Below are 18,944 nucleotides of genomic sequence, written 5' to 3' on the forward strand. Positions count from 1 at the left end.
GGCATCTCTTTTACGGCCGGTAACCGTAACCGAAATTGAAAATGAAAATGAAATAAAAGAAAAACACCAGCAGCGCTGCCGGCAGCACGCTCAAGGGGATCAGGATTCTTGCGGTTATGGTGCGGGCGTTCAGAAGCCAGTTGCCGTAGATATAAACCAGAATGCCGATGAACGGCAGGAGCATCAGGTGCGATGCGGCCAAAGCCCATTGCGAATTTTCATCCCAGTAGGCATCCGGAACCGGAATGATGCCGCTATATTTTTCATTGATGCGGCGGGTCATACCGATAAACACAAACGACATGATCCCGTAATAGACGACGACCAGGCTTTTCCCCCACCAGTTGAAATAAGGACTGGCCATGACAATGATTGTAATGATTCCCAAGACGACGAAAAACCAGGTGAAGGTGTCCATGAAAGCCCTCCTTTATTGGCAAGCAGTTCTTTCCTATCCATACGTTTCGTGAGGCAATAAGTTCCAAGGTGAATGAAGAGTTTAGTGTGTTTAGCTTTTGAGGGGTGCTATCGATTTGCCGGCTGTTGAATCTTTTTGAATCATTTCTCAGTTTGTGCCGTATTATAGGTACAGGAGGTGCGGATATGATGAATGATTTTTTCTTCTTTATTCCACTATTGTCGATTCTTTTTTATCTAGTAGTGCTCGGCTTTGCGGTTTATGCCGTTGTCACTGCCTTGAAGCTCGCGAAAGAACGCAATGCACATTTGAAGGCGATTACGGAAGAGTTGCGGCGTAGGCCGTGACTTTAAAAAGGAGTTGGACGGTTTGGGGCTGATCCGTTGGCTGTTTTATGAAAAGAAGCATTTGGCGTTTACCGCTTTTGGCGACGACCAATATTACAAAGCGGTCGGCAAGTTCAGCGAGAACGGCATCGCCTATGACGCGGTGTTGAAAGTGAATGCCAATGTACACGGCACCGAGGGGCATACCGGTGCTCCGCAAATGCGCGAGGCGATGGCGAACACGGCGCAATATAATTTTTATGTGGCGAAAAAAGATGCACATCGCGCGCAGCAGGCGCTTCATGGGTAGGTGTTTTGGGGAGTGAGCCTCCTCTCCTATTCCATTTGGCAATATATTCTATTTTAATTTTAAAGGAGGGATATCTTTGGAGATTGGATTATTCTTGTTGATGGGCATTCTCGGCACCGGCTTCCTCCTGCTGATTGCTTTCGAGATGTACCGAAAATCACAGATCAAATTGGCTGAAATTCAATTGCAACGCGACAAAATTGCGTTGGAGCAAAAGCAATTGGAGCTGCGCGGGAAAAGTCTGTAGCACCTATGCTTCATTGAAAGGACCAACAAAAAAGCTTCGGGCACGGGGTTTGCCTGAAGCTTTTTTCATCCATTCATCTCGGTTTTCGGGCTTACCGCAAACAACCTTGCCTATTCCGCAAACAACGCGGGGGATTCCGCAAACAAACCCGCCTATTCCGCAAACAATGCGATTATGCCGGCAGATTTCTGCGTTAGAGCAAATATGCTCTGATGAAAGGACCATCAAAAAAGCTTCGGGCACGGGGTTTGCCTGAAGCTTTTTTATCCATTCGTCCAGGTTTTCGGGCTTACTGCAAACAACCTTGCGTATTCCGCAAACAACGGGCGGGATTCCGCAAACAAACCCGCTTATTCCGCAAACAACGCGATTATGCCCGCAGATTTCTGCGTTAGAGCCGTTATGCTTTGATGAAAGGTCCTTCAAAAAAGCTTCGGGCACGGGGTTTGCCTGAAGCTTTTTTCATCCATTCATCTGGGTTTTCAGGCTTACTGCAAACAAACTGGCGTATTCCGCAAACAACCTTGCCTATTCCGCAAACAAACCCGCCTATCCCGCAAACAACCTCCTTATCCCCGAAAATTCATCACTTTTATTATGCTGAAGATCGAAAAGATCGAGATAAAGCAAAAAAAGGAGAGAAACCCTCGGGCTTCTCTCCTTTTTTATTGCAATCAGGTCGGTTCTGCTTCGAACGAGTCGTCGCTGATTTCGCCGACGATTTCCTCTAAAATGTCTTCCATCGTCACAAGGCCTGACATGGCACCGTCTTTCGTGGTGATGATCGCCATATGCGTGCGGCTTTGCTGCATTTTAGTCAATACGGCTTGGATCGGTGTGGTTTCCGGGAAGCGCGGCATCTCATGGATGAACGATTCCGGATCTTGTGCGCGTCCCGCCGCCATGCTGGTCAGCAGCTCTTTGGTGTTGATGAAACCGATCAAGCTGTCCCTGTCGCCATGTTGGGCTACCGGATACCGGGTGTATTCATGTTCGTCCAATACTTCAAACAACTCCGAACGCGTCAGGCGGCTGTCGACTGAGACGATATCCGCTTTCGGAATCATGATGTTCCGGACAATGCGGTCGTCAAAGGCGAAGATGTTTTTCAAGTACGTCAACTCCGTTTGGTTGATTTCCCCGCTTTGGAAGCTTTCCGCCATAATCAGCTTTAATTCTTCCTCCGTATGGGCTACTTCATGGCCGGCCGGCTCTACTTTGAATAAACGCAGCAGCTGGCGTGCCGACCCGTTCATCACCCAGATGAACGGGTTCATGATTTTACCGAACCAGTAAAGCGGCGGTGCGAGCAACAGCGTCATTTTCTCGGCGTATTGAATCGCCAATGTTTTCGGCGCCAATTCTCCGATGACTACGTGCAGGAACGTCACGAGAGTAAGGGCGATTGCGTAGGATAGAACAGTCGATAGCGCAGGCGAAACTTCAAAAGTCTCAAACAGCGGATGCAGCATGCGTTCAACTGTCGGCTCTCCCAGTGCACCAAGGGCCAGGGCGGTGACGGTAATCCCAAGCTGGCAGGCGGACAGGTAATAATCCAGATGATTGGCCACTTCTTTGGCACGTACGGCTTTCTTGTTGCCTTCTGAAATCAGTTGGTCGATCCGCGACATCCTAACCTTCAAGATGGCGAATTCGGCACCGACGAAAAATGCGGTACCGAGGATCAGCAACGCCACGAGTATTAAATTAATCACTATTTGTCCATCCAATTCGTCTCCCTCAAAACGAGGGATTCACCTCCATTAAATTTTTAAGTCCAATGCGATTCAATAAAGCCACTTTAGTTTTTTGAATGTTTATGGAACATGACTTGCTTGATCTGCTGGTTGTCCATTTCGACGACTGTCCACGAAATATTCGATTCCGTAAAGCTTGCACCGGTCTCTACTTCTCCCGGGCTCTTGAAATGAATCCAGCCGCCGATGGTATCGATTTCTTCGCTTTCATCAAATTCTAAACCAAAGCGCTCCTCCAGATCTTTCAACAGCACGCGGCCGTTAAGCAAGTATTGATTGTCAGCGACTTTGCTGATCTCCGCAACTTCGTCGGCATCAAATTCGTCGCGGATTTCGCCGACGATTTCTTCTAATATATCTTCCATTGTGATCATACCGGCAGTGCCACCGTATTCATCCGCCACAAGGGCAATGTGGACGCGGGCATTCTGCATGCGCAATAGCGCATCCTGCAAGCCAGTCATTTCAAAAATGGTCGGCAATTCCATGACAAATCCTTCAAGCTGCCATTCGCGTCCTGCAACAATGTGAGGAAGCATTTTTTTGGCACTGACAAAACCGAGAACGCGGTCTTTGTCGCCGTCTTCTGTCACGGGATAACGCGTATAGTTATTTTCATCCAGAATCTCAATGATTTCTTCCAAGGGCATGTCTTTGTCGAGCGTCACCAATTCGGTACGCGGCACCATGATATCCTTGGCAACGCGCTCATCGAATGAAAAGACGTTTTCCATATAGGAAAGCTCCGTTTCATTGATGGCTCCGCCTTGAAAGCTCTGGGCCATAACGATTTTCAGTTCTTCTTCCGAATAAGCCTGTTCGTGGCCTGCGGGCTGAACGCCGAAAAGTTTCAGCAGGACGCGGGCAGCTCCGTTCAATGTCCAGATGAACGGTTTCATGATTTGTCCGAACCAGTAGAGCGGCGGTGCCAACAGCAAGGACATCTTTTCCGCAAACTGGATCGCCAATGTTTTCGGCGCCATTTCCCCGATGACCACGTGAAGGTAAGTCACCAGCAAGAAGGCGATGGCGTAGGAAGCAGTCGATGCCACCGTATCTGAAACTGCAAAAAAATCAAAGATCGGGTACATCAAACGTTCGACGGTCGGCTTCCCGAGTGCACCCAGTCCGAGTGCGGTGACGGTGATGCCGAGCTGGCAGGCGGACAGGTAGTAGTCCAGATCCGTCGCTACTTTTTTGGCCATCACTGCTTTTTTATTGCCTTCCGCAATCAATTGGTCGAGCCGCGACATGCGGATTTTAACGACCGCAAACTCCGAGCCGACGAAAAAAGCCGTCAAGGCGATCAATATCACTAATAACACTAAGTTCAATAAGATAACTATATCCACGTGTCTTCCCTGTAAAAGGGATTCACCTCCAAAGTTAATTACAGCAAAGCGACCAAGGCGGCAATGGCTGCCACTTGATGCTCAAGCGCTTTGCTGATGTGCAGCTTCACGGAACTTGGCGCATCTTTCAATTGCTCTTCCAAGCGCGTGATTTTTTGTTGCAGGCATTCGAATTCTTCAGTAACTTCTTCCACCAGCTCTTCCGTTTCTGAACTTTCCGGTGGTGCGTCGAGGATCTCCTTGATTTCCATAATCGACAGCCGCTGTTTTTTCAACAGCTGGATACGTTCGAGCGTCTGCAGGACAGAAGCCGGATAAAGCCGGTAATTGGCTTCAGAACGCTCGCTATAAAGCAATCCGGATACCGTGTAATAATCGATGGTTCTCGTTGATACCCCGCTCATTTTTGCAATTTCCCCGATTTTCATTAAGTCCTTCCCAATGCAGACGCCTCCTTTTTTTGATCTCTTTCAGCCTCCAGAAACATAGTTGGCAGCTAAAATCCGTTTTGATCCACTGCAGCAAAGCAGTTTCTCTATGTAATAAAAAATAATAGCACATGTTATTAAAAAGCATACAGTGTTACGTGCTGCTTTTCAGTGGAAATAATGAGTCCCTCAACATAATTGACAATATTTAGACATTTTTACTTATGAATGGAGAATTGATTTTAGCGAAAGAGTGCTCCCGGCACTCTTTCTTCTTTTTCCAATCAGGGTTTGTGGGGTAGAGCCTTGCTGCAAACAACGTGTGGGATTCCGCAAACAAACCCGGGTATTGCGCAAACAACGAGCAGTTTTCCGCAAACAAACCTCTTTTCACTCTGTTTTGATTAGCCAGATCCGCTATTTTCCAGTCAAACTCCGAGCTGAGTTGATGATTTTCAACAAATGGCTTCAGGAAAGCAGGGAAAATCCGCGTAGCCCTTCAATTTTTCGCCAGGCTGTTTTTTTGATTTCCCAGGACTGTCGGCCGGACAATCGGGTATAACCCTAATACAGCAATTTCTTGCTGGATAACTGCTTTTAGCCACGGGGTTTATTCGTAAAATCGATTTTCATGTTCGGCAAATAGCTTGGAAAAGGAGATGGCGTTTTTGGAATATCAACTGACTTTGCGCTTGGCTAATGAGAATGAGGGGTACTCCTGGCTGTTCGAAAGCTCAGAGGACACGATGCCGCTGTTTGACGAGGTGGTGGAGACGTTCCAGCATTACGAGCCGGATGATATGGAGACTTTTATCCAGGAGAAGAAAAAGGAGATTGAGGAGACAGGGTCCAGCCACACGGCACAGATCGATGTGACGAAAGTAGACAAGAAAGCGATTATCCGTTCGGCGTCGTATAAGGAAATGTGGTACGAAGGAAAATATTTCGATGACATCTTGGAGGTTCTGACCGATAAGTTGGGGCCGCCCGAGAATGAGCGGTTTGAATAGTGGAAGTTTGTGAAGCAGGTTGCCCATGGGCCGCCTGTTTTTGTGTATTTAAGAGGAGATTGGGGCGATGTATAGCTATTGGAATTCAGTAGATGTAGGGCGGTGAAAGGTTTAGGTAAGAAAGCAAAAAGTTCATGTAAGATCGGGAAAAGTTGAGGTAGAAAGCTGGGATGCTGTTAGAGATGAGGAACGTTCATGTAGAAACCTGAAAGGTGCTGGTTGAAACCCAAAACTTTCAAGTAGAACCGAAAAGCTTTAAGGTAGAAAGCTGGAATCCCGATAGAAACCCAAAAGGTTCAGGTAGAAAGCTAAAAGATGACGGTTGAAACCCAAAACCTTCAGGTAGAAACAGAAAACACCCGGCTAGCAACCAGCCGCGCCCTCCAGTTACCCGGAAACCCCCAGCATTTCCCTCTAAATTGGCTGCAGGAGCACCCAATTTCCGCCACAAAAAAAGCCAGGCAACATCCGCCTGGCCCGCTTGCTTATTTTCAGGTTTTATTCCCGCGCTGCGAAAACCTGCTCCACCAATCCCCCCACCTCTTCTTCCCCTTCGACCATCATTGCGATAATCAAATCGGGATTCACCAGGCTATAGCCGACGAACCAGCCATTTTGCTCGCCTCTTTCACGCGCGCTGCCGCTTTTGCCGGCGATTTCCAGTCCCAACTCGCGGCCGGCATTGGCCAATCCCGCCTGCAGCACCTCCGCATCTGGAGCGTCCAACAGGTTTTCATTCCATACTTGCTCGTCCTGGTCATCGAGGAACAGGGTCGGCTTGTAGAGCTTGCCGCCATTCAAAATAGGGCTGTACAGAGTCGCCATATGCAGGATGTTGACCTGCATCTGCCCCTGGCCGGAAGCTGTGCCGGCAAGCTGGCCTTCCGAGCCAAATGTGCCGTTTTGCGAAATGCGGGACGGCGTCAGCTCGATTGGATAAGTGATGGCTTCGCCAAAACCGAAGTTTTCGAGGCCGGTCCGGAAATCGTCATTTTGCATATTAAGGGCCTGTTGCGCAAAGTAGATGGTGTCGGAATGGACCAGCGCTTTGTCCAAATCGATCGGGTTCGGCACGTCATCACGCGGCCGGGTGACCCGGTAATCCCCCCACGAACGGTAGCGCTGCCACGACTTGCCGGTGATTTCGAGGCCTTCATCCGCATCGAGCGTCCCGCTTTCCAATCCGATGGCCGCAGTGATCGGCTGCATCACCGGACCCGGCGCATAGATGGCCGCAAATCGGTTGAAAAACGGCTGCAGCGGATCATTGGCGAGCTCCTGGAAGCGGCTATTGGTGATGTTCGGAATAAATTCATTGGGGTCGAAACCCGGTGAGCTGACCAGCGCCAGCGTTTCTCCGGTAGCCGGATCGATGGCGGCACTGGTTCCCGCCCGTTCCCTCATCACGCCATAAATGGCCTGCTGCAGCTTGGCGTCAATGGTCAGCGCCACGGTTTCACCTGGCACCGGTTCATTGTCGACTGACGTGATGACGGCGTTTTCCCGCTGCTTTTTCAGAATGATGCGGCCGCCTGCCTCCCCGCGGAGCCGCTCCTGCAGAATTTCCTCCAAGCCTTGCCGACCGACCAGGGCTTCGATCGAATAGCCCTGGCCGCTCCAGGCGTCCAGCTGCTCGGCAGTGATCGGCCCCATGTAACCACTGATATGCGACAGCGCCCGGCCATACGGATAATTGCGCATCGCCACTTCGACGCGGGACGTGCCGGGAATCGTGAACAGCTCATCCAAGGTAGATTGATCCGCCTTGATCTGCGCAATCGGCACAAGGTAATGCGGCCGCACCCACGGCTGGTTGAGCTTGTCGTCGACGGCCTGCTCGCTCATCCCCAGCAACTGCGCGAGCTGCTGCTTTTTGGAAGTGTCGAAGTTTTCCGGAACCACACTGACTTCATAGCCGCTGCTGTTGGAAGCGATCGCTTGGCCGTTGCGGTCGACAATTTCCCCGCGCGGCCCTTCAGTGATTTGGGTCGACACCTGATCGCCAGCTTCAAGATTCGGCAGAATAAAAGACGGATCCCATTCAACAAACCAGTCTTCCGCTTCTCCATGTGCTTCATATAACAGCGTCAACGTCTTTTCGAATTCCACCGGCCCGATCATTGTATCGAACGCCACTTGAATCGGGAAATCAGCGGGCTGTTCTTTATTCCATTCGGTGTCTTCTGCGAGTTCGGTGTAGGAAACCTCCAGATTGTCGATCCCCAACTGCTCATGAAGCTCCTGTTGCCAGACCACAAAATTCGCCTCGCCGTAAACCGTTTGCGTGCCCTGGTTCAAATAATTCGCGTGCATGTTGGAAAAGTCGCCGCTTTTCCATAGCTCAATAAATTCCGCAACCCGCGCTTCCGGCGATCCAACCGTTTCGGCTGGCTCTTCCGGCGGCGGCTCGGGAGCCGGCTGCGCCTCTTCCTCCTGGCACGCCGTCAATAGGAGTATCAATAGAAAAAAGATGGTCTTTCTCATCAAATGACCTCCGCTCTTTTGCTTTCTTCTATTATCGCTTGAATCTTCATTAATATAAAGACTGAATTTTCTAATTAGGGAGTGTGGCGTGTAGAGAGTTGAGAGTTTCATGTAGAAAGTCGAAGCGTTCAGGTAGAAATGTGATATGTGCTTGTAGAAGCCGTGGTTGTTCAGGTAGCCTCGCACTCTCCCGTTAGAATCGCGAAACGTTCATGTAGAGACCGACAAGCTTCATGTAGAAACACGTATCATGCTTGTAGAAACCCACAACTCTCAGGTAGACTCACACTCTCCCGTTAGAATCGTGAAGCATTCATGTAGAAGCCGACAAGCTTCATGTAGAAACACGTATCATGCTTGTAGAAACCCACAACTCTCAGGTAGCGTCACACCATCCCGTTAGAATCTTGAAGCGTTCATGTAGAAGCCGACAAGCTTCATGTAGAAACACGTATCATGCTTGTAGAAACCCCCCACTCTCAGGTAGCCTCACACCATCCCGATTGAATCGCGAAGCATTCATGTAGAAGCCGGCAAGCTTCATGTAGAAACACGTACGATGCTTGTAGAAACCCACAACTCTCAGGTAGCCTCGCACTCTCCCGATAGAATCACAAAACTTTCATGTAGAAACCTCAAAGCTTCAGGTAAGAGCCCACACCCTTCACATAGAAACCCACAATATGCTTATTAACTCGAATTTTCCACAAAAAAAATAGCCAGGCGACGTTCGCCTAACTAACTCATGGATTATTTTTTGGTTTTCTCTTTGATTTTATTCGCAACGTCGTCTTTCATGACCATCGCTTTCTCTTTGTATGTTGTTGCTTTTTCTTTGTAGTCGTCTTTGTTTTCTTCCCAATGCGCTTTGCCTTTTTCGATTGACTTGTCTTTCAATTGGTTCAGTTTGTCTAGAAATGCCATCTGAATCATCCTTCCGTTCTCCCCGCCGCCAAAACGGTCAGGTAAACTGCTTTAAGCATACATTGCCCCGCCCCCTTTTGTCTAAAAATAGGCGCAATTAAAATGAAACCCCCTGCGGGAAATGGCGTATACTCTATATACCTAATGTGAAACGATGATCTTGTGAAAATAAAAAGAAGGCGGTGCTCCATGTTTGAGCAGATGAAGGCGCGTTATTTGATCTTGTTTTCTGTAGTAGGGATGATCGCCACCATGATCGGCTTGATCCTCTTGGATGCCAGTGATATGACATTTGATGTCGTCAGCCAATTGGTGCTGTATGTTCTGGTGCCTGGGCTGTATTTCGGCTATTATTTCCGCAAGCACAATACCTCCGTCTGGAACGTGCTGTCATTGAGCGGCGTCCAGAAATGGCTGCCGGTTTTATTCGCCTTAGTGGCAGTGTCGATCGCCTTTTCAATCAGCATGTTCTGGTTTCAGCTGTTCATGCTGGCGCCGATTGCCCCGTGGCTGGTCAATTTCATGTTGGAGGCGCTGCCGATACCGGATACGCCGTTGTACATCGTCTTCACGGTTTTCACCATCGCCATTTTGGCGCCGGTGGTCGAGGAGTTCATGTTCCGCGGCGTGCTGCTGAAGCGGCTGATCGGCAAAACCTCGGTATGGGGCGGCATTTTGATCTCCAGCCTGTTGTTCGGCATTTTGCATCTCGATGTCATCGGCGCGTTCTTGTTTGGCGTCGTCGCGTCTCTCTTATATTTGCGTACCAATAACCTGCTGCTTCCGATCCTTTTGCATATCATCAATAACTCCTTGGCGGCGGCTGCGATGTTCCTTGCGCCAACCTGGCCGGAATCGATCGCGATTTTCGATGTCGCGGATATCTACACGAAAGCGACGCCGAACGCAGTCGTGCTCGGCATCAGCGCCTTACTGCTGCTGGGCGCCATTTTCTGGCTGGCGCGCAATCTTGAAACACACAAGAAACCGGAAGAAGAATCTATCCAGGAATAAAAAGAAGGTCCGCCGTGCAAAACTGCACAGTGGACCTTTTTCATTTTCATACAGCCACTTTGGTTGAAAACTGGCTTTGGTACAGATCGGCGTAGAAGCCGTCTTTGTCGAGAAGCTGTTGGTGCGTGCCTTGCTCGATGACTGCGCCTTTATCCATAACGAGAATTAAATCGGCGTCTTTGATGGTCGACAGGCGATGTGCGATGACAAAGCTTGTGCGGCCTTCCATCAACCGGTTCATAGCTTGTTGGATGAAGATTTCCGTCCGTGTGTCGACGCTTGAAGTCGCTTCATCCAGGATCATGATCGGCGGATCGGCGAGAATCGCACGGGCGATGGTCAGCAATTGCTTTTGCCCCTGGGAAATATTCGAGACTTCCTGGTTCAGGACGGTATCGTAGCCATCCGGCAAAGTGCGGATGAAATGGTCGGCGTGCGCCGCTTCTGCCGCTGCCAAAATTTCCTCTTCACTGGCACCGGTTTTGCCGTAGGCGATGTTGTCGCGGATGGTGCCGTTGAAAAGCCATGTATCCTGCAGCACCATACCGAAGTTCTGGCGCAGCTCGTTTCTCGACATTTCACGCGAATCAAAACCGTCAACGGTGATGCGCCCGCCATTCAATTCGTAGAAGCGCATCAACAGATTGATCAACGTCGTTTTGCCGGCACCGGTCGGCCCAACGATCGCCACTGTTTGCCCTGGCTGAACATTGATATTCATTTTCTCGATCAACAATTTGTCCCCGTAACCAAAGTCGACGTCTTCAAAAGCGACTGCGCCTTTCGCGCGTGCCAGGACAGAAGTCGTCACTTCCTTGACTTCTTCTTCCTCGTCGAGCAATTCGAAGACCCGCTCAGCGGCGGCAACCGTCGACTGGATGATGTTGGCGATGTTGGCCGTTTGGGTGATTGGCTGCGTAAATTGTTTGGAATAGGTGATGAACGCCTGGATATCCCCGATGGAAATGGCGCGCTGCGTCACCAGAATCCCGCCGACGACGCTGATCAGCACATAACTTAAGTTGCCGATCAACGTCATCATCGGCATAATGATCCCCGAGATGAACTGGGCTTTGCGCCCGGCATTGTACAGCTTTTCATTGACGGCATCAAATTGCTCGTTGGATTTCGCTTCATGCCCGAACGCTTTGACGACCTGGTGGCCTGTGTACATTTCTTCCACGTGGCCATTCAGCCGGCCCAGATTTTCTTGCTGGCTGCTGAAATATTTCTGGGATTTTTTCAGAATCGGTCCGATGACGAACAAGGACAGCGGCAACGAAACGACCGCAATCAAGGTCAGCAAGGGACTGATGGTCAGCATCATCACGAGAATCCCAACGATGGTGACGATGGAGGTGATGAATTGCGTCAAGCTTTGCTGCAGCGTGCTGCCGATGGTATCGATGTCGTTGGTCATACGGCTCAAGGTTTCGCCGTTTGGCCGGCCATCAAAATACTTCAGCGGCAATTTCTCCAGTTTTTTATTGACGTCCTGTCGCAGATCATAGACCGTATCCTGTGCCACTGTCGACATCATGTATTGCTGGATATAGCTGAACACACTGCTGAACAGGTACAGCCCGGCAAGGATTGCGAGAATCTGGCCGATGACACGAAAGTCGATGCCGCCGCCCGGAACTCCCTGCAATTGCCCGTAAGCGCCTTCGAACAGTTCGGTGATCGCCATTCCCATGATTTTCGGTCCGACGATGGCGAACACCGTACTAAGAATTGCGACCAGGAACACCGCCGCCAACTTTTTGCGGCGCGGTTTTAAATAAGAAACAAGGCGGCGGAATGTGCCTTTAAAATCCTTGGCTTTTTCTGCCGGCATATTTGCTCCGCCGTGAGGAGGCCCCATCTTGCTCATGCGATTTCCTCCTCTGACAGCTGGGATAGGGCGATTTCACGGTAGACCTCATTGGATTTCAAGAGTTCATCGTGTGTCCCCATGCCCACTATTTTCCCTTTTTCCAAGACGATGATGCGGTCCGCGTCGACCACGGTGCTGACGCGCTGTGCGACCAGCAGCACGGTGGCGTTTCTCGTTTCATCTTTCAAGGCTTTGCGCAGCTTGGCGTCTGTCTTGAAATCAAGCGCCGAAAAACTGTCGTCGAAAATATACAAGTCCGGCTTGCGGATCAAGGCACGGGCGATCGACAGGCGCTGTTTCTGTCCGCCTGACAGATTAGAGCCGCCCTGCTCAATTTCAGCCGCATAGCCGCCATCAATCTGATCAATAAACTCTGTGGCCTGCGCAATGCTTGCCGCATGGTCCATTTCTGCTTGAGTGGCGTCTTGTTTGCCGAAGCGGATATTGTCCGCAATCGTTCCGGTGAACAAGATTGTTTTTTGCGGCACAAAGCCGATTTTCGAACGGATTTCCTGTTGCGAAGCTTCACGGATATCGACACCGTTGACTCGGATCGTTCCACTCTTGACGTCATAGAAACGCGGCACCAGGTTGACCAGCGTCGATTTGCCGGAACCTGTTCCGCCAATCAACGCTGTGATTTCCCCTGGTTTGGCCGAAAAACTGATGTTCGACAGCGCCGGTTCTTCCGCTCCCGGATAATAGAAGGAAACGTCTTCGAACTCCAGCGTGCCGCGTGTGCGGTCCGCTTTGGCGGTGCCATCGTCTTTGAATGCCGGTTTCATTTCCAATACTTCGTTGATGCGCTTCGCCGATACCGCTGCACGCGGAACCATGACGAACATGAACGACGCCATAACCAACGCGAACATGATCATCATGACGTATTGGATAAATGCCATCAAATCACCGATCTGCATGATGCCGTTGTTGATGCGGATGCCGCCGAACCAAATAACAGCGACGACGGTCATGTTCATGACCAGCATCATGACCGGCATCAGGAAGGCCATGATTTTATTGACCTTGATGGAGACATCGGCCAATTCACGGTTGGCCTTTTGAAGACGTGCTTTTTCCTCCGGCTCACGGTTAAAGGCGCGGATGACGCGGATGCCTGTCAGGTTTTCACGCACCACCAAGTTCAGGCCATCCAATCGCTTTTGGACCTCCTGGAACAAAGGCATGCCGTATTTCAAGATCAACAGGATCGAAACGGCCAGGATCGGCATTGCGCCGATGATAACCAGCGACAACTTGGCGTCTTTCGAAACCGCCATGAAGACGCCGCCGACCAGCATGATCGGTGCGCTGATGACCATGCGCAGCATCATGATGACCACTTGCTGCACCTGGGTGATGTCATTTGTCGTACGCGTAATCAGCGAGGCCGTTCCCACTTCATCGAATTCCTGCAGCGAAAATTGGCCGACATGCTTGAACACTTTGTGCCGCAAGTCACGGCCCATGCCCATCGCCGCTTTAGCCGAATAAAAACTGGCAAAGACGGCGGCAACAGCACCGATTGCCGAGACCAGCAGCATCCAGCCGCCGATTTTCCAAATATACGGAATGTCGCCTTTGACGACGCCATTATCGATAATGTCCGCCATCAAAGTCGGCAGGAACAGCTCTGCTATCGATTGGCCGAAAACCAGCAAGACAACCGCCAGCACCACCCATTTATAGGGGTTGAGGTTTTTCAGGATTTTGATCATTTCGCAGCCACCTCTAATTCTATATCCGCTAAATAAGCCGAAATTTTCCGGTGGGCATCGAGCAGCTCTGCTACTTGATCGTTTGTAAACTGTTCACTCGCCGCTTTGAAGACCTGATGCAGCCCGTCTTCCTGGAGATGGAGTTCCTCCACCAAAGCTTGGCCGGCTGGACTGAGTGCCAGCAACGTTTCGCGGCGGTTGTCCTCGACTTGCCGGCGGTCAAGATAGCCTTCTTTGACCAGCCCGTCCACCGCTTGGCTCAAGGTGCTTTTCGGCAGGAAAGTCTTTTCCCCGATATTTTTCTGCGTCATTTCCTTGCAGCTGATGATCGTCATCAAGATCGAATACTGCGGAACCGACAGCCCTTTTTCCATTGCCGACTTTTGAATAAAACGCACCATGTTTTTCTGCACATGGGCAAATGACAGCATCAATTGCATAGAGGCGTCCATTTCTTTCTGATCGTTCATCTGCTTCACCATCTTTCATTTCTGAACCGTTCCAAATGGAACAATCATTTATGCTCTCTTTAAGCTACTCCGATTGTTGCACCCCGTCAACTTTGGCGTTCCGGATTTTCGGCAAAATAAAAACACCTCCAACTGATGGAGATGCGGATGTTTCAGGAACATTTTTTTGTGGCGGTTCCCGCGCTATGCGAACGGCAGCAGGCAATCAACAGCACCAACAATTTATGGCTCTGCATAAAGTTTTGCGGATCGGTCCAGACCGTGCGGAATACATGGGCGACAAGCTGCTCACAGACGGATAGATCTGAACCGGTTTGGCGCGCTATATTCCAGATGATGCGGTGATATCGGTCGTACAAATCCGCCAAGGCCTGTTGGTCCCGGTTCACTATGCCAGTCATCAATCTCTCATCTATGGTCAATTTGCCACCCCCTCCTTTGCCATTGCCTTAAGGCCATCGTCCTAAACCCAACTATCTCGAAATAAAGACATTTTGTTGAAATAAAAGAAAAAACACCAGCAAAATCCGGCTTCCGCTGAATTTTCTGGTGCTATTGGTCTATTCGATTTAATCTTGAAGAATGTTTTGCAGTGCTTTGTCGAGCGTTGGATAAGTGAACTTGAAGCCAGCCTGCTGCAGCCGCTCAGGCAGGATCCACCGGCTCTTCAAGATCAATTCCGGTTCGGTTCCGATAACCACGGCACCCACATTCAGCATCCATTTTGTTGCCGGCAAACCGATTTTCCGGTCCATCGCCCGACGCAATTGCTTCATCAATTCGCGGTTGGTGACAGGCTCAGGAGAAGTTGTATTGATGACGCCGCTGATGGTTTCATGGTCGCGGATAAACAGGATGATGCGGTAAACGTCTTCCAGATGGATCCAACTGAACATTTGGCGCCCATTGCCCTGCTTGCCGCCGAGCCCGAAACGCACCATATTTTCATAAGGGGTCATGACACCGCCGTCTTTGCCGAGGACAATCGACAGGCGAAGTGCCGCTTGCCGCGTGTCCGGCAGCTTGAAGGTGAAAAATGCCTGTTCCCAAGCTTTGCCGACCTCCACTGAAAAACCGCTGCCGAATTCGCCGTTCGCTTCCGTCATCGGCCGGTCTTCCGCATGGCGGTAAATGGTCGATGTGCTGGAGTTGATCCACAGCGGCGGCGGATTGTCGCAGGCCAGAATCGCCGTACCCAGCGCTTCCGTCGTCTCTACACGCGAATCGAATATTTCCCGCTTATTGGCTTCAGTATAGCGGCAATTCACCGATTTCCCCGCCAGGTTGACCACCATTTCGGCGCCTTCCAAAGCCTGGACGATTCCGGTATGGTTGCTCCAATTCAAGTGGTCCGGCTGCCGTGAAATGATGATGACCTGGTAGTCCTGGTCTGTAAATTTCCGTTCCAAATACTGCCCGACAAAGCCGGTGCCTCCAGCCAATACGATCTTCTTCATCTCATCACCTATTTTCTGTAAGTTGTTCTTGTGGTATTTGACGCCCTATTCCAATAAAAGATGCGCATCAGCCGAATTCTTTTTGGTGTTTCTTTTTGCGCGCCAGGTAATCCTCATCTTGCCGGATTTCATCCCAGCGCTTCTTGAAGATTGCCGCCGACTCCGCCTTGACCGGATCGATGTCGCGCTCCTTGATGCTGCCGTCTTCATTGTATTTGCGGCCGCCTTTGTAATTGGTGTAGCGGCGCGCACGCGTATAGCCCATCTGGATAAACTTGCGCGCCATATCCATGCCGACAAAATCATCCTGCTTGCGGTATTCTTCGAACATCTCTGAAATCTTATCGCACGACTCCTGCGCAATCTCCGGCGTCTTGAAACGCCAATGCGGCAGGATTTCACTCTTATACGGCTCCACCAGCAGCACGCCCTGCTCGCCTTTTCCCACCCGGTACAGCTCCGGATGCTTCCGCAAATCCAGGTTCTTATAATCCAACTCATAATCAAACGCCATGCAGATCGACTCCTTTTGTGCTTTGTTAGAGTTATACCCTCCATTGGGGTGGGCGAATCCAAGAGTTTAAAGGGCCCGAGTGTTTAGCCAGGAGTTCCAATTCCCCATAAAAAAACACTGCGGAATTTTCCGGCAGTGTTGGAACCCGTCCCGATTGCCTCGGAGCGTGGGTGGTTATTGCTGTTGAACTTCTGTTGAAATGTACAGGTCTGAAACGATCAGGTCGTCTTCAACCAGAATATACGGATGCGCTTCGAGCAGCATGGTTTTGATGTCTTCCGGCATCGATTTGTTGGCATAGGCGCAAATCAATGGAAAATCCAATTCCTTCACCGCGACATCGATGATTTTTTCAAAGTCCTTTACCAAGTGCATAGGATCTTCCATCGTCGCCCATTCCACATGCGCCCAAGACCTGAAAGTTGCCCCTTTTGCCAGGTATGGTTCAACCATTTTTTCGAAATAGGCCTGGATTGCAGGCGGATGGTAACTGCCGCTTGAGTAATAAAAATCAAAGCTTTTTACAAAATGGATAAATTCCAGTTGCGCCGCTGTCAGCTGGATCTTCAGCGCATCGTGGATTTTTGGAGTCAAACGGGGATTTTCAATCAAGATGACGTAATCTCCCGCTCCAACGCCGTGCTTGGCAAAAGCAACGACTTGATCGATATATATTTCAATTTCATCATACGAATATAATACGTGGACATCACGCCGTTCATCAAACAATTGCAGCATATTCTTGTTCAATTCATCATCCCTTTAACCAGTTAATATCATCAATATCGATTTTCTAGGTTAAGTATACACAACAGCAGAACATTTGTCCCCAGTCCTCACTATCCATGGGTGAAGACAAAAAGTGGCCAGGCATTCCTGAGACTTTATTGGCGACAAACTTGCGCAGGAGCAATCGTTTTTGCTCTACCCAAAGCGTCCGAAAAAATGTGAAAAAGCTGGTTTCTTTAGGTCAACTTTCCTTCTGATAGAAGCCTCAACTATTCACGTCGACCACCGGAACATCGTCTAGAAACCAGTAAACTCCCAATCAAAAAAACCGCCCCAAATAAGCGGACGGCTTCGCATTAAAAGTTTTTGATTCCAGCGATGATCTGCTTTAAGGCATCAATGGACTTGAGTGGATCGGTTTTGCAATCCAATCGGTGGTTGATTTCAGGCAACAGGGTCGATTCCAGGTTCGGATTGGTTTTCAGCAATTCAAATGCACCGGGTGAATAGTAGCGATCCTTGTCGCCGATATAGCATTGGGCAGGATTTTTGCTGTTGACCATCGTATTGAGGACTTCTTCCTGGTTCAATAACGGCGTCACCCAAACGGCTTTGGCGTCGCTGAATTCAGGACGCTTCATTTCGGCGCCCATGGCGATGGTGCCGAGTGATTTGCCGATCAAGTAAAACTCCTGATAATTTCTGCCTTTCAGTACCTCTTTGATCACCAGGTGTACGTCATGGACAATTGCCTCGCCCAATTCCTTCATGGTGAATTCGTTGTACGCTTTACTTGTATACTGATAATTAACCCGCAGGACATCGTAGTTTTCATTTAAAAAAATCTCTTCTGCAAAATGAAACAGCGGACTTTTCGTGGTATATCCGGCACCTGGCAAAAAGATGGCCAATTTTTTTGTGTAATCTTCCGTCAACACGACCGTGTAGGGAACCTCAATTCCTTTATAGCCTATGACTTTGTAGTCGATTGTTTTCATAAAGCTCACCCCTTCCTCTCTATTATAAAGAATATTCCATAAGTTTACTAAATATTCCTCCAATTAGCTATGATACAATCAACTTATCACTATTCTTGCTGGGAGGTTGATGAATGAAAACGGAAAAAGAAAAGATGCTGGCTGGTGAAATGTACGATCCTCAGGATTCTGAGCTGCGCCAAAAACGGATGAATGCCAGCCGTCTGAGTCGTTTGTTTAACGAAACAACTGAAATAGATGGCCAGGACCGCTCCGACCTGTTGAAAAAACTCTTTGGCTCGACCGGTGAAATCATCCACGTCACCCCGACGATCCGATGCGATTATGGGTTCAACATCCATGTCGGCGAAAACTTTTATGCCAATTTCGATTGCGTGTTTCTCGATGTCTGCGAAATTCGGATCGGCGACAATTGCATGATTGCACCGGGTGTCCATATTTACACAGCTACCCACCCACTCCATCCGACTGCCCGGAATTCCGGCAAAGAATTCGGCAAGCCTGTCACGATCGGCGACAACGTCTGGATCGGCGGCCGTGCCGTCATTAACCCCGGCATCACGATCGGCGACAATGCCGTCATCGCTTCCGGCGCTGTCGTCACCAAAAATGTGCCTGCCAATACCATCGTCGGCGGAAATCCTGCGAAAGCAATCGGCCATATTGAGGAATAAAAGCAATGCGCTTTGGCGTGTTGCTTTTTCATTTAGATTTTTTCGTTGCCTCTAACACTATCTTTTCCATCATTATACAAACATTTCATTAAATGCGTGAGTGCTTTATGTAAATTTTGTATAGTTATTCGCAAAAGATGTTTTATTAGAGAGAGCTTTTACTTTTGCAAATTTACGTCAAGTTGCTAATTTGATGGGCTTGAGCTTGGATTGTGGGAGTGTTGATTGGAACTATTAG

Annotated in this window: 20 protein-coding genes; 6 read left to right on the top strand and 14 right to left on the bottom strand. The window is 49.5% G+C overall.

Annotated elements, in window-relative coordinates; translation table 11 throughout:
- Positions 1–10: 10 nt before the first annotated feature.
- Complete coding sequence (locus AC1MEO_RS09775) at positions 11–418, bottom strand: hypothetical protein (protein ID WP_480329897.1); 408 nt, start codon at positions 416–418, stop codon at positions 11–13.
- Positions 419–603: 185 nt separating this feature from the next.
- Between AC1MEO_RS09775 and AC1MEO_RS09780 the strand changes: the two genes are divergently transcribed.
- The 3 genes from AC1MEO_RS09780 (at position 604) to AC1MEO_RS09790 (ending at position 1,301) form a co-directional block, all read left to right on the top strand.
- Positions 604–765, top strand: a complete 162-nt coding sequence (locus AC1MEO_RS09780) for a hypothetical protein (RefSeq protein WP_480329899.1) — start codon at positions 604–606, stop codon at positions 763–765.
- Positions 766–787: 22 nt separating this feature from the next.
- Positions 788–1,054, top strand: a complete 267-nt coding sequence (locus AC1MEO_RS09785) for a hypothetical protein (RefSeq protein WP_480329901.1) — start codon at positions 788–790, stop codon at positions 1,052–1,054.
- A 76-nt stretch (positions 1,055–1,130) separates the two neighbouring features.
- Positions 1,131–1,301, top strand: coding sequence for a hypothetical protein (locus AC1MEO_RS09790; RefSeq protein WP_480329903.1), 171 nt, complete (start codon positions 1,131–1,133; stop codon positions 1,299–1,301).
- Between the two features lie 674 nt (positions 1,302–1,975).
- On the opposite strand, the gene AC1MEO_RS09795 is transcribed toward AC1MEO_RS09790, so the two are convergent.
- From AC1MEO_RS09795 to AC1MEO_RS09805, 3 genes are all read right to left on the bottom strand, one after another.
- On the bottom strand, positions 1,976–3,031 hold the full coding sequence (locus tag AC1MEO_RS09795; RefSeq protein ID WP_480329905.1) for a hemolysin family protein: 1,056 nt from the start codon (positions 3,029–3,031) through the stop codon (positions 1,976–1,978).
- Between the two features lie 71 nt (positions 3,032–3,102).
- Positions 3,103–4,410 carry a hemolysin family protein gene (locus AC1MEO_RS09800; protein ID WP_480329907.1) on the bottom strand — a complete coding sequence of 436 codons (1,308 nt, stop codon included), beginning with the start codon at positions 4,408–4,410 and terminating at the stop codon, positions 3,103–3,105.
- A 38-nt stretch (positions 4,411–4,448) separates the two neighbouring features.
- The gene (locus AC1MEO_RS09805) at positions 4,449–4,838 is read right to left on the bottom strand and encodes a MerR family transcriptional regulator (RefSeq protein ID WP_480329909.1); all 390 of its coding nucleotides are present in this window, start codon (positions 4,836–4,838) and stop codon (positions 4,449–4,451) included.
- A 668-nt stretch (positions 4,839–5,506) separates the two neighbouring features.
- On the opposite strand from AC1MEO_RS09805, the gene AC1MEO_RS09810 reads away from it, so the two are divergent.
- Positions 5,507–5,848 carry a hypothetical protein gene (locus tag AC1MEO_RS09810; protein WP_480329911.1) on the top strand — a complete coding sequence of 114 codons (342 nt, stop codon included), beginning with the start codon at positions 5,507–5,509 and terminating at the stop codon, positions 5,846–5,848.
- Between the two features lie 498 nt (positions 5,849–6,346).
- Here the strand turns inward: AC1MEO_RS09810 and AC1MEO_RS09815 are convergent, their stop codons facing one another.
- Positions 6,347–8,518, bottom strand: a complete 2,172-nt coding sequence (locus AC1MEO_RS09815; protein WP_480329913.1) for a penicillin-binding transpeptidase domain-containing protein — start codon at positions 8,516–8,518, stop codon at positions 6,347–6,349.
- 564 nt (positions 8,519–9,082) lie between these two features.
- The gene (locus AC1MEO_RS09820; RefSeq protein WP_298825206.1) at positions 9,083–9,256 is read right to left on the bottom strand and encodes a hypothetical protein; all 174 of its coding nucleotides are present in this window, start codon (positions 9,254–9,256) and stop codon (positions 9,083–9,085) included.
- Positions 9,257–9,445: 189 nt separating this feature from the next.
- Here AC1MEO_RS09820 and AC1MEO_RS09825 point away from each other — a divergent pair, with 189 nt between their 5' ends.
- Positions 9,446–10,270 (top strand): CPBP family intramembrane glutamic endopeptidase, encoded by an 825-nt coding sequence (locus AC1MEO_RS09825; protein WP_480329915.1) that lies wholly within the window; start codon positions 9,446–9,448, stop codon positions 10,268–10,270.
- Positions 10,271–10,316: 46 nt separating this feature from the next.
- Here the strand turns inward: AC1MEO_RS09825 and AC1MEO_RS09830 are convergent, their stop codons facing one another.
- The 8 genes from AC1MEO_RS09830 to AC1MEO_RS09865 all read right to left on the bottom strand — a co-directional run bounded on the left by AC1MEO_RS09830 (position 10,317) and on the right by AC1MEO_RS09865 (position 18,032).
- On the bottom strand, positions 10,317–12,143 hold the full coding sequence (locus AC1MEO_RS09830) for an ABC transporter ATP-binding protein (protein ID WP_480329917.1): 1,827 nt from the start codon (positions 12,141–12,143) through the stop codon (positions 10,317–10,319).
- Positions 12,140–13,864, bottom strand: coding sequence for an ABC transporter ATP-binding protein (locus AC1MEO_RS09835; protein ID WP_480329919.1), 1,725 nt, complete (start codon positions 13,862–13,864; stop codon positions 12,140–12,142). Before AC1MEO_RS09835 ends, AC1MEO_RS09830 begins: the two co-directional genes overlap by 4 nt.
- Complete coding sequence (locus AC1MEO_RS09840; RefSeq protein WP_480329920.1) at positions 13,861–14,334, bottom strand: MarR family winged helix-turn-helix transcriptional regulator; 474 nt, start codon at positions 14,332–14,334, stop codon at positions 13,861–13,863. Before AC1MEO_RS09840 ends, AC1MEO_RS09835 begins: the two co-directional genes overlap by 4 nt.
- Before the next feature lie 152 nt (positions 14,335–14,486).
- Positions 14,487–14,756: an RNA polymerase sigma factor gene (locus AC1MEO_RS09845; RefSeq protein WP_480329922.1), complete on the bottom strand. Its 270-nt coding sequence runs from the start codon at positions 14,754–14,756 to the stop codon at positions 14,487–14,489.
- Positions 14,757–14,903: 147 nt separating this feature from the next.
- Positions 14,904–15,791 (bottom strand): TIGR01777 family oxidoreductase, encoded by an 888-nt coding sequence (locus AC1MEO_RS09850; RefSeq protein WP_480329923.1) that lies wholly within the window; start codon positions 15,789–15,791, stop codon positions 14,904–14,906.
- 67 nt (positions 15,792–15,858) lie between these two features.
- Positions 15,859–16,305: a DUF4385 domain-containing protein gene (locus AC1MEO_RS09855; RefSeq protein ID WP_480329925.1), complete on the bottom strand. Its 447-nt coding sequence runs from the start codon at positions 16,303–16,305 to the stop codon at positions 15,859–15,861.
- 174 nt (positions 16,306–16,479) lie between these two features.
- A complete protein-coding gene (locus AC1MEO_RS09860; RefSeq protein ID WP_480329927.1) occupies positions 16,480–17,055 on the bottom strand; it encodes an MEDS domain-containing protein in 576 nt (191 codons plus the stop codon).
- A gap of 335 nt (positions 17,056–17,390) precedes the next feature.
- Positions 17,391–18,032 (bottom strand): alpha/beta fold hydrolase, encoded by a 642-nt coding sequence (locus tag AC1MEO_RS09865; RefSeq protein WP_480329929.1) that lies wholly within the window; start codon positions 18,030–18,032, stop codon positions 17,391–17,393.
- A 113-nt stretch (positions 18,033–18,145) separates the two neighbouring features.
- Between AC1MEO_RS09865 and AC1MEO_RS09870 the strand changes: the two genes are divergently transcribed.
- Complete coding sequence (locus AC1MEO_RS09870) at positions 18,146–18,706, top strand: maltose acetyltransferase domain-containing protein (RefSeq protein ID WP_480329931.1); 561 nt, start codon at positions 18,146–18,148, stop codon at positions 18,704–18,706.
- The last annotated feature ends 238 nt before the right edge of the window (positions 18,707–18,944 follow it).

The sequence above is a fragment of the Planococcus sp. BI3 genome (assembly GCF_056680115.1).

What these genes read in the sequence shown, in the direction of transcription:
- AC1MEO_RS09780 (WP_480329899.1), top strand. Translation starts at nt 604, where the DNA reads ATGATGAATGATTTTTTCTTCTTTATTCCACTATTGTCGATTCTTTTT.
- AC1MEO_RS09835 (WP_480329919.1), bottom strand. Translation starts at nt 13,864, where the DNA reads ATGATCAAAATCCTGAAAAACCTCAACCCCTATAAATGGGTGGTGCTG.
- AC1MEO_RS09820 (WP_298825206.1), bottom strand. Translation starts at nt 9,256, where the DNA reads ATGGCATTTCTAGACAAACTGAACCAATTGAAAGACAAGTCAATCGAA.
- AC1MEO_RS09775 (WP_480329897.1), bottom strand. Translation starts at nt 418, where the DNA reads ATGGACACCTTCACCTGGTTTTTCGTCGTCTTGGGAATCATTACAATC.
- AC1MEO_RS09825 (WP_480329915.1), top strand. Translation starts at nt 9,446, where the DNA reads ATGTTTGAGCAGATGAAGGCGCGTTATTTGATCTTGTTTTCTGTAGTA.
- AC1MEO_RS09805 (WP_480329909.1), bottom strand. Translation starts at nt 4,838, where the DNA reads ATGAAAATCGGGGAAATTGCAAAAATGAGCGGGGTATCAACGAGAACC.
- AC1MEO_RS09830 (WP_480329917.1), bottom strand. Translation starts at nt 12,143, where the DNA reads ATGAGCAAGATGGGGCCTCCTCACGGCGGAGCAAATATGCCGGCAGAA.
- AC1MEO_RS09870 (WP_480329931.1), top strand. Translation starts at nt 18,146, where the DNA reads ATGAAAACGGAAAAAGAAAAGATGCTGGCTGGTGAAATGTACGATCCT.
- AC1MEO_RS09865 (WP_480329929.1), bottom strand. Translation starts at nt 18,032, where the DNA reads ATGAAAACAATCGACTACAAAGTCATAGGCTATAAAGGAATTGAGGTT.
- AC1MEO_RS09840 (WP_480329920.1), bottom strand. Translation starts at nt 14,334, where the DNA reads ATGAACGATCAGAAAGAAATGGACGCCTCTATGCAATTGATGCTGTCA.
- AC1MEO_RS09850 (WP_480329923.1), bottom strand. Translation starts at nt 15,791, where the DNA reads ATGAAGAAGATCGTATTGGCTGGAGGCACCGGCTTTGTCGGGCAGTAT.
- AC1MEO_RS09855 (WP_480329925.1), bottom strand. Translation starts at nt 16,305, where the DNA reads ATGGCGTTTGATTATGAGTTGGATTATAAGAACCTGGATTTGCGGAAG.